Origin of the sequence: Mycobacterium sp. 1245852.3 (assembly GCF_001669335.1) — a bacterium.
Lineage (GTDB): Bacteria > Actinomycetota > Actinomycetes > Mycobacteriales > Mycobacteriaceae > Mycobacterium > Mycobacterium europaeum_A.
In genome coordinates, this window is record NZ_LZLL01000133.1 from 1 (window position 1) to 12675 (window position 12675).

Annotated in this window: 10 protein-coding genes and 1 pseudogene; 3 read left to right on the forward strand and 8 right to left on the reverse strand. The window is 69.2% G+C overall.

Annotated features, from left to right (window positions below):
* Nucleotides 1–1627 (forward strand): manganese-exporting P-type ATPase CtpC (gene ctpC / locus A9W96_RS05865; RefSeq protein WP_067138387.1); only part of this gene is annotated, 1627 nt, incomplete at its 5' end.
* A gap of 4 nt (nucleotides 1628–1631) precedes the next feature.
* Here the strand turns inward: ctpC and A9W96_RS05870 are convergent.
* On the reverse strand, nucleotides 1632–2288 hold the full coding sequence (locus tag A9W96_RS05870; RefSeq protein WP_067022807.1) for a cation transporter: 657 nt from the start codon (nucleotides 2286–2288) through the stop codon (nucleotides 1632–1634).
* 138 nt (nucleotides 2289–2426) lie between these two features.
* Between A9W96_RS05870 and A9W96_RS05875 the strand changes: the two genes are divergently transcribed.
* On the forward strand, nucleotides 2427–3350 hold the full coding sequence (locus A9W96_RS05875; protein WP_067138389.1) for a class I SAM-dependent methyltransferase: 924 nt from the start codon (nucleotides 2427–2429) through the stop codon (nucleotides 3348–3350).
* Between the two features lie 3 nt (nucleotides 3351–3353).
* Nucleotides 3354–4556 (forward strand): CoA transferase, encoded by a 1203-nt coding sequence (locus tag A9W96_RS05880; protein ID WP_067138391.1) that lies wholly within the window; start codon nucleotides 3354–3356, stop codon nucleotides 4554–4556.
* A gap of 4 nt (nucleotides 4557–4560) precedes the next feature.
* Here A9W96_RS05880 and A9W96_RS05885 read toward each other — a convergent pair whose 3' ends face one another.
* From A9W96_RS05885 to A9W96_RS05915, 7 genes and pseudogenes are all read right to left on the reverse strand, one after another.
* Entirely contained in the window at nucleotides 4561–6513 is a 1953-nt protein-coding gene (locus A9W96_RS05885) for a serine/threonine-protein kinase PknD (protein ID WP_067138392.1), read from the reverse strand.
* Between the two features lie 18 nt (nucleotides 6514–6531).
* Nucleotides 6532–7638: a phosphate ABC transporter substrate-binding protein PstS gene (pstS, locus tag A9W96_RS05890; protein ID WP_067138393.1), complete on the reverse strand. Its 1107-nt coding sequence runs from the start codon at nucleotides 7636–7638 to the stop codon at nucleotides 6532–6534.
* A 249-nt stretch (nucleotides 7639–7887) separates the two neighbouring features.
* Nucleotides 7888–8337, reverse strand: a complete 450-nt coding sequence (locus A9W96_RS05895) for a response regulator (protein WP_067138394.1) — start codon at nucleotides 8335–8337, stop codon at nucleotides 7888–7890.
* Complete coding sequence (locus A9W96_RS05900; RefSeq protein WP_067138396.1) at nucleotides 8334–9932, reverse strand: CHASE3 domain-containing protein; 1599 nt, start codon at nucleotides 9930–9932, stop codon at nucleotides 8334–8336. Before A9W96_RS05900 ends, A9W96_RS05895 begins: the two co-directional genes overlap by 4 nt.
* Nucleotides 9929–11074, reverse strand: coding sequence for a PP2C family protein-serine/threonine phosphatase (locus tag A9W96_RS05905; protein WP_156752942.1), 1146 nt, complete (start codon nucleotides 11072–11074; stop codon nucleotides 9929–9931). The genes A9W96_RS05900 and A9W96_RS05905 overlap by 4 nt, the downstream gene beginning before the upstream one ends.
* Before the next feature lie 248 nt (nucleotides 11075–11322).
* Nucleotides 11323–12492, reverse strand: a complete 1170-nt coding sequence (locus tag A9W96_RS05910) for an acyl-CoA dehydrogenase (protein WP_066868521.1) — start codon at nucleotides 12490–12492, stop codon at nucleotides 11323–11325.
* A 72-nt stretch (nucleotides 12493–12564) separates the two neighbouring features.
* A pseudogene (locus A9W96_RS05915) lies at nucleotides 12565–12675 on the reverse strand (5-(carboxyamino)imidazole ribonucleotide mutase); the annotation flags it as partial.

Sequence of the window (12675 nt, forward strand, 5' to 3'; positions counted from 1 at the left end):
GCTGCTCAATATCGGTGAGTACCTTCAGGATCTGACGCTGCGGCGGACCCGCCGCGCCATCTCCGAACTGCTGCGCGGCAGCCAGGACACCGCGTGGATCCGGCTCGACGACCGCAATGAAGTTCAGGTGCCCATCGACACCGTGCAGATCGGCGACGAGGTGGTGGTGCACGACCACGTGGCCATCCCGGTCGACGGCGAGGTGGTCGACGGCGAGGCGATCGTCAACCAGTCGGCGATCACCGGGGAGAACCTGCCGGTCAGCGTCGTGGTGGGCGCGCACGTGCACGCGGGCTCGGTGGTGGTCCGCGGACGCCTGGTGGTGCGCGCCAGCGCGGTCGGCAATCAGACCACCATCGGCCGCATCATCACCCGGGTCGAGGAGGCCCAGCACGACCGCGCGCCGATCCAGACCGTCGGCGAAAACTTCTCGCGCCGTTTCGTTCCCACCTCGTTCATCGTCTCGGCCATCACGCTGGTCGTCACCGGCGACGTGCGCCGGGCGATGACCATGCTGCTGATCGCCTGCCCGTGCGCGGTGGGGCTGGCCACCCCGACCGCGATCAGCGCGGCGATCGGCAACGGGGCGCGCCGCGGCATCCTGATCAAGGGCGGCTCGCACCTCGAGCAGGCCGGCCGGGTGGACGCGATCGTGTTCGACAAGACCGGCACGCTCACGGTCGGGCGCCCGGTGGTGACCAATATCATTGCGCTGCATAAGGATTGGCAGCCCGAGCAGGTGCTGGCGTATGCGGCCAGCTCGGAGATCCACTCCCGGCACCCGCTGGCCGAGGCGGTGATCCGGTCCACCGAGGAACGCCACATCACCATCCCGCCGCACGAGGAATGCGAGGTCCTGGTGGGGCTGGGCATGCGGACCTGGGCCGACGGCCGGACCCTGCTGCTGGGCAGCCCCGGGCTGCTGCGCGCCGAGAAGGTGCGGGTGTCCAAGAAGGCCTCGGAGTGGGTGGACCGGCTGCGCCGTCAGGCCGAGACCCCGCTGCTGCTGGCCGTCGACGGCAAGCTGGTGGGGCTGATCAGCCTGCGTGACGAGGTGCGTCCCGAGGCGTCCGAGGTGCTGAAGAAGCTGCGCGCCAACGGCATTCGCCGCATCGTCATGCTCACCGGTGATCACCCGGACATCGCCGAGGTGGTCGCTGGCGAGCTCGGGATCGACGAGTGGCGCGCCGAGGTGATGCCGGAGGACAAGCTCGCGGCGGTGCGCGACCTGCAGGACGAGGGCTACACCGTCGGCATGGTCGGCGACGGCATCAACGACGCGCCCGCGCTGGCCGCCGCCGACATCGGCATCGCGATGGGGCTGGCCGGAACCGACGTCGCCGTCGAGACCGCCGACGTGGCGCTGGCCAACGACGACCTGCACCGGCTGCTCGACGTGCGCGACCTGGGCGCCCGCGCGGTCGACGTCATCCGGGAGAACTACGGCATGTCCATCGCCGTCAACGCCGCCGGGCTGATCATCGGCGCGGGCGGGGCGCTGTCCCCGGTGCTGGCCGCGATCCTGCACAACGCCTCGTCGGTGGCGGTGGTGGCCAACAGCTCCCGGCTGATCCGCTACCGGCTGGACGCGCCGCGCGCCGCGACGAACGGCGAGCGCGCCGGCTAGGGCATCAGCAGCCGCACTCCTGGCCTCGCCAGGCGCGCAGCCCCTGCCAGAGCGCGACACCGGCAATGGCCAGCCCGACGGCCGGGTCGATCCACCACGCGCCGGACCACAGCGCCGTCATCGCGAGGCCGATCAGCACCCCGGCGGCCTGGGCTGCGCACAGGTAGTTCTGGACACCTTCGGCCTCGGTGGCCCCCGAGCCCAGCCGGGCGCCCAACCGGTGGTTGGCCCGGCCCAGCACCGGCATCAGCACCAGCGCGAGGGCGGTCAGCCCGATGCCGATCGCCGAGGTCTCGGCGTGCCGTTCGGCGGCCAGCTCGCGGATCGACTCGGCGGCGATGTACGGCGCGGTCAACCAGAACGACACCGCCACACCGCGTTGCGCGCGCCGCTCGGCCCGCTCGGAGCAGGCGCGCGCCCCGCTGAACCGCCACACCACCATGGCGCTGGCCAGCGCCTCCGACGCGCCGCCCAGTGCCCAGCCGGTCAGGGCGACGGAGGACACCGACAACCCCTGCCACAGCCCGACGACACCCTCGACCAGCACCACCGCCAGGCTGATCCAGGCCAACCGCCGCGCCCGCGCGGCGCCGCGCCGCCAGTCGACGTCACGCGCCGCGCTGCTCCCGCACTGCTGCTCGAGGACAACCGAAGTGGTCATGGCGCGAGGCTAGCGGCGGCGCGGCGGGCCCCGCCGCCGCAACGCCCGGCCGTGATCGATCTGTGTCGCACCTCGCGACTCGCGCCGCGGCGCCGGTAGTTATTGTGGCTAACCAGTAGAGCGGAAGGGATTTCCTCCATGGCGCGCACCGACGACGACACCTGGGACCTGGCGACCAGCGTGGGAGCGACCGCCACCATGGTGGCCGCCGGGCGGGCCCGGGCCACCCGCGACGGGCTGATCGACGACCGGTTCGCCGAGCCGCTGGTGCGCGCGGTCGGCGTCGACTTCATGACCCGCTGGGCCGCCGGCGAACTGGACTCCGCCGACGTCGACGAGCCCGGCGCCCCGTGGGGCATGCAACGCATGACCGACATGCTCGCCGCCCGCACCCGCTACATCGACGCCTTCTTCGCCGAGGCGGGCGCCCAGAAGGATCCAGCCATCGACCAGGTGGTCATCCTGGCCTCCGGCCTGGACGCGCGCGCCTATCGGCTGGCGTGGGCGCCGGGCACCACGGTGTTCGAGATCGACCAGCCGCAGGTCCTCGAGTTCAAGGCCGCCACCATCGCCGAACTCGGCGCCCAGCCCACCGCCGACGTGCGCGCCGTCCCCATCGACCTGCGTCACGACTGGCCGGCGGCGCTGCGCCAGGCCGGCTTCGACACCGGGCGACCGGCCGCCTGGGCGGCCGAGGGGCTGGTCGGCTTCCTGCCGCCCGAGGCCCAGGATCGCTTGCTGGACAACGTCACCGCCCTGTCCGCCGACGGCAGCCAGCTGGTGGCCGAGGTGTTCGCGAACACCGGCATCAACGGCGACGCCCTGAATGCCGCCAGCGAGAAGTGGCGACGCAACGGCCTGGACATTGCCCTGGGCGAGCTGGGCTTCCCCGGCGAGCGCAATGACGTGGCGACCTACCTGCAGCAGCGGGGCTGGCAGCCGGTCCGCACCCCGCTCAACCAGCTGCTGGCCAACGCCGGGCTGCCGCTGCAGTCGACCGACCCCGATGCGCCTTTCGCCCAGAACTACTACTGCACCGCGGTGCTGAACAAGACGGGGTAGACGATGCCGAACAGCAAGCCCGCCAAGCCACTTGACGGATTCCGCGTGCTCGACTTCACCCAGAACATCGCCGGCCCGCTGGCCGGACAGGTGCTGGCCGATCTGGGCGCCGAGGTCATCAAGATCGAGGCGCCCGTCGGTGAGGCCGCCCGGCACATCACGGCGGTGTTGCCCGGGCGCCCGCCGCTGGCCACCCTGTTCCTCCCCCACAACCGCGGCAAGAAGTCGGTGATGGCCGACCTGCGCAGCGACGAGGCCAAGGAACAGATCCTGCGACTGGTCGACACCGCGGACGTTGTGCTGGAAGGCTTTCGGCCCGGGGTGATGGAACGCCTGGGCCTGGGCCCCGACGAGCTGCAATCGCGCAATCCCAAGCTCATCTACGCGCGCCTTTCGGCCTACGGCGGCAACGGCCCGCAGGGCAGCCGACCGGGCGTCGACCTGATGGTGGCCGCCGAGTCGGGCATGACCACCGGGATGCCCACGCCCACCGGCAAACCCCAGATCATCCCGTTCCAGCTCGTCGACGCCGCCAGCGGTCACGTGCTGGCCCAGGCGGTGCTGGCCGCGCTGCTCAACCGCGAGCGCCACGGCGTCGCCGACGTGGTGCGGGTCGCCATGTACGACGTCGCGGTCAGCCTGCAGGCCAGCCAGCTGACCATCCACCTGAACAAGCCGACCGAGGCCCCCACGCCAGATGCGCCAAAGACCAAGCGGCGCAAGGGCGTTGGATTCGCCACCCAGCCGTCGGACGCGTTCAAGGCCGCCGACGGCTACCTGGTGATCAGCGCGTACGTGCCCAAGCACTGGGACAAGCTGTGCGAGATCATCGGCCGCCCCGACATGCGCGACGACGAGCGGTTCATCGACCAGCGGGCGCGGGCGCTCAACTATCCCGAACTGACCGAGGAACTCGAGAAGGCGCTGGCCGCCAAGACCGCCGACGAATGGGTGCGACTGCTGCAGGAGGGCGGCCTGATGGCCTGCCACGCCTACACCTGGAAGCAGGTGGTGAGCACCGCGCTGTTCGCCGAGAACGAGCTGGCCCTGCCGGTCGGCGAGGGCGAAGATCGGGTCACCGTAATCCGCACTCCCGCACGCTATTCCAGCTTCGAGGCCTTGTCAGCTGGGTGGGCCACCGACCCGCCCCCGGCCCTCGGCCAGCACACCGAGGAGTATCTGGGCGCAGTGCAGCCCACGCCGTAGGCGTTCACGGCGTCAGCTTGACCACCCGGTTGTTGCCGCGGTCGGCGACGTAGACGTTCTGGTCCTTGCCGACGGTCACCGCCAGCGGAGTGTTGAGCCCGTCGAACGGCATGACCGTCCCGGTGGTCGCGCCCGGAGCGTATTTCACCACGTCGCTCTTGTCGTGCTCGGTGACGTAGACGGTTCCGCTGTTGTCCACCGCGATGCCCCAGGGCACGGACAGGTCGTGGAATGGCAACTCCGACTGGGTGTTTGACGCCGCGTCGAGCTTGACCACCCTGTTGTTGTCGGTGTCCGCGACGTAGACGTTGCCCGCCGGGTCGACGGCCACCCCGTCCGGGTTGTTCAGCCCGTTGAACGGCAGCACGGTCTGGGTCGTGGACCCCGCTGCCATTTTCACCACCCTGCCGTTGCCGCGGTCGGCGACATACACGGCGCCCTGACTGTCGACCGCGACGCCCTCCGGGTAGTTCAGGCCGGTGAACGGCAGTTCCTTCTGACTGTTGGAGCCCGCGGCCATGCTGATCACCCGGTTGTTGAAATCGGCGACGTACACCGTTCCCGCGCCGTCGACGGCCAGGCCCTGTGGCTGGTAGAGCCCGTTGAACGGCAGCACCGTCGTGGCCTGCGAATCCGCCGCCAACTTCACCACCCGGCCGTACATGCCCTGGCTGGTGACATAGACGTTGCCGGCGCTGTCCAGCGTCACGCCGCCCGGGGAGAGACGGAAGTCAATACCGTTGAAGGGCAACACACTTTGGCCGCCGGCCTGTTTGGAGGGTCCCGACGACCCGGTGGACAGGTAGCCGACGACCGCCACGACGAATGCGACCAGCGCCACCAAAGCGATGGCGCCGACGATGATCCACTGCCTGCGTTTGTTGTCGGTCGGCGCGGCTGGGCGCCCGAAGTCCGGGGCGGGGGGATACGCGCGACCGGATGCCGTTGGGGCGGCGCGGATCAGCGACGGTCGAGGGCCGGACCGTTCGCTTTTCGCACCGCCCGCTGCCGGGGGCAGCGGGCCGGCCACGGTATCGGCGCTCGGCGACGCAGCGTACGCGCCCATTGCCGCGATCTGGCCGTCGCGCAGGATCGTGCTGGCCTTGCGCTGCTCGGCGGTGGTCAGCGCGTCATGGGCGGCGGAGGCGAATTCGCCCGCGGTGCGATAGCGGTCCTCGGGGCGTTTGGCCATGCCCTTGGCGATCACCTGATCCAGGGCGGGCGGAAACGCGCCGGGGCGCAATTGGCTGGGCGGCGGGGCCGTCTTGGTCAGGTGCGCGGCGACCAGCCGTTCGACGGTGTCGGCCCGGTGGGGGGGCGAGCCGGTCAGGCACTCGCTCAAAACGCATGCGAGCGAATAGATGTCGACGCTATGGGTGACCTCGTCGTCGGTGAATCGTTCCGGGGCCATGTAGTAATACGTTCCGATAGCGGTCCCGACCTGGGTCAGCCCCGGATCCGACGCGGCCCGTGCGATGCCGAAATCCGCCAGGTAGGCGAAGTCGCTGGGGGTGACCAGGATGTTGCCCGGTGTGACGTCGCGGTGCGTGACTCCGGTGGCGTGCGCGGCGTCCAGCGCGGCGGCGACCTGGCTGATGATGGCGATCGCCCGCGGCGGGGCCAACGGCCCGTCCCGATGCAACAGCGTGGCCAGATTGACGCCGTCGACGAGGCGCATGTCCACGTAAAAGCGTCCGTCGAACTCGCCGTAGTCGTGGATCGGCACCACATGCGGTTCGGTCAGCCGTCCCGCGATATCGGCCTCGCGCTGCAGCCGCGCACGGAACTCCGGGTTGCCGGAAAACTGCTGCGAGATCAGCTTCAGGGCCACCATGCGACCCTTGCGGGTGTCCTCGGCCTCGTAAACCTCGCCCATGCCGCCCTGGCGCAGTAGTCGCACCAGCCGGTAGGGCCCGAACCACGACCCGACCCGCGCGGCCGGCGCGCCATCGCTCACCGTCGAGCCTCCTTACCGTCAGGAAATCGCATTGACCGCGCTCGAGAGCTTCGCCGTGAACGAGCTGGGCAGCGGGATGGAACCGTACTGGTCCAAACCGTCCTGCCCCGGACCGATCGCCGCCTGCATGAACGCCTTCACCGCCGCGCCCGTGGCCGCGTCCGGGTACTTCGAGCAGACGATTTCATACGTCGCGAGCACGATCGGGTACGCGCCCTGCTGGGTCGGCTTGTAGAACGACGAGGTGTCCAGCACCAGGTCGTTGCCCTGGCCACTGACGGTCGCCCCGGCGATCGTCTTCTCGACGGACTCCTTGGTGATCGGCACCGCGTCCGGGCCCGCCGACGTGATGATCGACGCCATGGTCAGCTGCTTGCCCACCGCGAAGGACCACTCGTTGTAGGTGATCGACCCGTCGGTGTTCTGCAGCAGTGCGGAGGTGCCGTTGTTCCCGCTGGCGCCCTGCCCGACCCCGCCGGTGAACATCTCGCTGGTGCCCTTGCCCCAGGCGCCGTTGGACGCGCCGTCGAGGTACTTCTGAAAGTTGGCGGTGGTGCCGGACTTGTCGCTGCGGAAGATGACCGCGATGGGCGTCGACGGCAGGTTCAGGCCCGGGTTGATGGCCTTCAGCGCCGGGTCGTCCCACTTGGTGATGGCGCCGTTGAAGATCTTCGCGACGGTGGGACCATCCAGCTTCAGCCCGTTTACCCCGGAGAGGTGGTAGGTGACCGCGATCGGCCCGAACACGGTGGGCAGGTCCCAGGCCGGCGAGCCGCATCGCTGCGCCGCCCGGTCGTACTGACCGGTCGAGGGGTCCAGGGGGATATCGGAACCGGCGAGGTCGGTCTGGTTGTTGAGGAACTGGGTCAGGCCGGCGCCGGAGCCGTTCGCGTTGTAGTCCAGCGTGTAGCCGGGGCAGGCGCGGACGTAGGCGTAGACGAACTGTTCGATCGCGTTCTGCTGCGCGGTCGAGCCGCTGTCTTTGAGCACCTTCTTGCCGCCGCAGTCCACCGACGCCGGCTTGCCCCCGGAGCCCGACGAGTTCGAGTGGTCGCCACAGCCCGTCAGCGCCAGGGCGGTCACGGCCGCCAGGCTCAGCGCTGTGCCGTATCGAGCGAACCTCACGCAACTCCTTCGCACCTCGCGGCGGGGGACGACGCGGGGCATCGCCGCCGGCTACTGCCCAGGGGACAACAAAAGTTAACCAATCGTGAATATACAAACCCTTGACATCCAATAAGAGGTAACTGTGTGCCCGCTGTTCGCCGGGAGGCACGTAGCATCGAACGCTGATGAGAGGCCCAGAACCGTGTTCCTGCTGCTGATCGTGCTGGGCTGGTTGCTCGGCTGGTTATCGCGGCGGGCGCCGCGCGATCAGCTCCCGTTGCCCGGGAGCCGCACCACCTGAACGAAGAACTCGTCGATCTGCCGGACGGCCTTCATGAACTGATCGAGGTCGACGGGTTTGGTGACGTAGGCGTTCGCGTGCAGCTTGTAGCTCTTGAGGATGTCCTCCTCCGCCGAGGAGGTGGTGAGCACCACGACCGGGATGCGGGCCAGGTCGGGATCCGACTTGACCTTCTCCAGCAGCTGACGGCCGTCGTACTTGGGCAGGTTCAAATCGAGCAGGATGAGGTCGGGGCGCGGGGCGTCGGCGTATTCACCCCGCCGGTAGAGGTAGTTGAGGCCTTCCTCCCCGTCGTGGGCGACGTGCAGCCGGTTCTTGAGCTTATTGTGCTCGAACGCCTCTCGCGTGATCAGCTCGTCGCCCGGGTCGTCCTCGACGAGCAGGATGTCGATCGCTCTGCCTTCGGGTGTCGTCATTGATGCGCTCCTTCCAAAGCGACCGGGTCTTCTTCGTCGACGGGTTCGGGCATGGGCAGGGTGAATTCGAACCGGGTCCCGTCGGTGTAGGACGTGTCGATCCGGACGGTGCCGCCGTGGTGCTCGATGATCTTCTTGACCAGGGCCAGGCCAACTCCGGTGCCGGCGTACACATCCCGGCCGTGCAGCCGCTGGAAGATCACGAAGACCTTGTCGGAGAACTCCTCGGGGATGCCGATGCCGTTGTCCGCCACGCTCAGCAGCCACTGCCCGTCGTGCGTGCCGGTGCCGGGCACGCATTCGATGACGATGCGGGGGCGACGATCCTTGTGCCGGAACTTGATCGCGTTGCCGACCAGGTTCTGCCACAGCATCGTCAGCAGCATCGGATCCCCGACGATCTGCGGGAGCGGCTCCGGGCGCACGATTTCGGCGTCAGCCTCCTCGATCGCCACGGCCAGGTTGGCCAGGCCGGCATCCAGCGTCGCGTCGAGGGCCACCTCGGTTTCGGTGGTGCCCAGCCGGCCGACCCGGGAGAAGGTGAGCAGGTCGTTGATCAGCGCCTGCATGCGCTTGGCGCCATCGACCGCGAAGCCGATGTATTCGATGCCGCGCTCGTCCAGCTGGTCGCCGTAACGCTTTTCCAGCAGCTGACAGAACGACGCGACCTTGCGCAGCGGCTCCTGCAGGTCGTGGGAGGCGACGTAGGCGAACTGCTCGAGTTCGGTGTTGGATCGGCGCAATTCGGCGGCCTGCTCGTCCAGTTGCGCCTGGGCGCTTTGCGACACCGCGAGCTCCTCGACCATGCGCTTGCGCATGTTCTCCACGTCGATCGCCATGTTCCGGATGTCCCTGGGCCGCCGCGGGGGCGAGATCGTATCGTCGAAGTTGCCCTCGGTGATCCGCCGGCAGGCCGCGGCCAGCGCCGCGATCGGCCGGGTGATCGCCGCGCGACTGAGCAACCCCAGCGCCGTGGCGGCGCCGATGACTATCAGCACCGTGGCGCCCAGCACCCAGTCGCGCCAGCCGTTGATCTCGTTGAGCTCGTCGATGGCAGCCGTTCTGGCCACCGCGAGGTGCGTGTTCTGCGTTTCGAAAAGTGCACGCAGATGATCGAATTTGACCTTGCCCATGTCGGCCGTGCGGGGGCTCACGTAGGTCGGGGTCCTGGGAGCCACGTTGGCGATCAGCGGCTCGGCATAGTTCGTCCGCCAGTCGGCGGCGGCGGCTTCCACCGCGTCCAGATCGGCCATCAGCTCCGCGCGCCCACCCACCAGACGCCGAACCTCGCTGGCCGCATCCTGTTCGGCGCGCTGCCCGTCGTAATACGGCGCGAGGAACTGCCGGTCGGCGGTGATCAGGTAGCCGCGCATGCCCGTCTCCTGGTCACGCACCGCCGACTGCAAACGCGCCGCTGCGACGCGCGCAGGCTGAATGTTCTGGGCCAACTCGCGCGACACCTCGTCGGTGCGGTGCAGTAACGCCGCGCCGACCAGCGCCCCGACCAGCACCGTGGCGCCCAAGATCCACAGCGCGAGCGCCAGCCATCCCCGCACCGTGAGGTCGGTCAACCGATGCGGACGCGATGCCGTCACGGGGTCGTCCTCTCCAGCCGCAGCACGGCGATGTCATCGGTGAGGCCGCCGCGGGGCTGCGCGAGTTCCTGCGCCCCGTTGATCAGCGCGTCAACGAACTCGGGGCCGGGCCGGTTGGCGTGCCTGCGGGCCAGGGCGAGCAGGCCGTCCTCGCCGAGGCGTTGCGTGCCTTCGCCCGAATACCCCTCGTAGAGCCCGTCGGTCAGCAACAGCAGGCCCTCACCCGCGCGCAGCTCCAGCCCCTCCTGCGGCCAGTGCCCGGCCCCCAGGCCCAGCGCCGGGCCGCCCGGCGGCTCCAGCCACTGCACGGTCCCGCCGGCCTGCAGCAACATCCCGGGATGGCCGGCGCGGATGACGCTGACCCGCGGGCTGTCCGGGGAGATCTCCAGCGTGAGCACGGTCGCGAAAGTGCCGGTGCCGGTGCGTTCCGAGTACAAGACCCGCTCGAGCTGGCGCATCAATTCGACGCCGTGCACACCGGCGAAGGTGAGCGCGCGAAAGGCGATGCGCAGGGCCGCGCCCAGCGCCGCCTCGTGCGGGCCGTGCCCGGCGACGTCGCCGATCAGCACGTGCACGACCCGGTCGGGCGTCTGGACGACGTCGTAGAAATCCCCACACAGCAAAGCGTCTTCGCGGCTCGGCCGGTATCGGGCGACGATGTCGACGCCCGGGTTGTCCAGCAGCAGCGGCGACGGCAGCAGCCCGCGTTCCAGCAGCGCGTTCTCCCGGGCCCGCAGCTGCGTCGCGTGCAGATCGGCCGCGATCAGCTCGGCACGCTTGCGCTCGATCGCGTAGAGCAGCGCGCGGCGCAGCATCTCCGGCTCGACCCGGCCCTTGACGAGGTAGTCCTGGGCGCCGGCGGCGACGGCCGACGCCCCGAAGTACTCGTCGTTCAGCCCGGTGAGCACCACGATCGGGACGGTCGCGTCGAGGCTGGCGATGCGGTTCAACGCGTCGATCCCGCTGGCGTCGGGCAGGTGCAGATCCAGCAGCACGCAGTCGGGCCGCGCGGACACCAGCTCGCGTTCGGCGTGCGCCATCGACTTCGCCCACACCACGCGGATGTCGGTGACCGCGTCGGTGATCAGGTCTTCCACCAGCACCGCGTCGGCACGGTCGTCCTCGACCAACAGCAACGACAACGACTGCCAACTCGCCGTCGGGGTGGCTGCAGCGCGCGTCGGTATCAATTCCCGGCCATCTGTGAACGGGCAGCGGAAGTCATGTTCTGCACAGAAGACCCCCTTGCCGCGACAAGACCCTTTGCTCCGTGAGGTGGTCGGAGGTGAGTCGGTGGCTGTTTACCGACCGTCGGTGTGGACTTCACGCACCGAGTGGAGATCCTAAGCGGTGCGGCTCGGCATTTCGCAAGAGCATCGCCGGAAGGCGATCAGCGCAGCAGCGCCCGTGACATCACGACGCGCTGAATCTGGTTGGTGCCCTCGTAGATTTGGGTGATCTTGGCGTCGCGCATCATCCGCTCGACCGGGAAGTCGACCGTGTAGCCGGCGCCGCCGAAGAGCTGCACCGCGTCGGTGGTGACCTCCATCGCGACGTCGGAGGCCAGGCACTTGGATGCGGCGGAGATGAAGCCCAGGTTGGATTCGCCACGCTCGGCGCGGGCGGCGGCGTGGTACACCATCAGCCGCGCGGACTCGACCTTCATGGCCATGTCGGCGAGCATGAACTGCACGCCCTGGTTGTCGCTGACCGGACGGCCGAATTGCTTGCGGTCCTTGGTGTAGGCGATGGCGGCGTCCAGCGCGCCCTGGGCGATGCCGACCGCCTGGGCGCCGATGGTGGGCCGGGTGTGGTCCAGCGTCGCCAGCGCGGTCTTGAAGCCGGTACCGGGTTCGCCGATGATCCGGTCACCCGGGATGCGACAGTTCTCGAAGTACAGCTCGGTGGTCGGCGAGCCCTTGATGCCCAGTTTCTTCTCCTTGGGCCCGACCGAAAAGCCCTCGTCGTCCTTGTGCACCATGAACGACGAGATGCCGTTGGCGCCCTTGTCCGGGTCGGTCACGGCCATCACCGTGTACCAGCTCGACTTGCCGCCGTTGGTGATCCAGCACTTGGCGCCGTTGAGGATCCAGTCGTCGCCGTCGGCCTTGGCGCGGGTCCGCATCGAGGCCGCGTCGCTGCCGGCCTCGCGCTCGCTCAGCGCGTAGGACGCCATCGCGGTTCCGTCGGCGATCGACGGCAGCACCTGCTTCTTCAGCTCGTCCGAGCCGCGCAGGATCAGCCCCATCGTGCCCAGCTTGTTGACCGCCGGAATCAGCGAGGCCGAGGTGTCCACGCGGGCGACTTCCTCGATCACGATGCAGGCGGCGACCGAGTCCGCGCCCTGCCCGCCGTACTCCTCGGGCACGTGCACGGCGTTGAAACCAGAGGCGATCAGCGCCTCCAGCGCCTCCTCGGGAAACCGGGAGTTCTCGTCCACGTCGGCGGCGTGCGGGGCGATCTCCTTTTCCGCCAGCGCGCGGATCGCGGCCCGCAATTCGGTGTGCTCCTCGGGCAATTGGAACAAATCAAAGGTGGGGTTTCCGGCCCATCCAGCCATCTCGGCCTCCTATTACGCTCTGCCGAACTGCCCGGCTCCTCTGCGGGCGCGGCCCGCCTCGTCGCCAGGCTACTAGCCGGTAACTTTACCCTGACGCTGCTGCAGCGCCTCATCCTTGGCCCGCACGCTCTCGGCCAGCTGGTCCTGGAACTCCACGATCCGCGCCCGCAGCGCCGGGTCCGA

Bases quoted from the DNA above. Each gene is read 5' to 3' on its own strand.
- A9W96_RS05870 (WP_067022807.1), bottom strand. From the start codon at position 2,288: ATGACCACTTCGGTTGTCCTCGAGCAGCAGTGCGGGAGCAGCGCGGCG.
- A9W96_RS05875 (WP_067138389.1), top strand. From the start codon at position 2,427: ATGGCGCGCACCGACGACGACACCTGGGACCTGGCGACCAGCGTGGGA.
- A9W96_RS05880 (WP_067138391.1), top strand. From the start codon at position 3,354: ATGCCGAACAGCAAGCCCGCCAAGCCACTTGACGGATTCCGCGTGCTC.
- A9W96_RS05895 (WP_067138394.1), bottom strand. From the start codon at position 8,337: ATGACGACACCCGAAGGCAGAGCGATCGACATCCTGCTCGTCGAGGAC.
- A9W96_RS05910 (WP_066868521.1), bottom strand. From the start codon at position 12,492: ATGGCTGGATGGGCCGGAAACCCCACCTTTGATTTGTTCCAATTGCCC.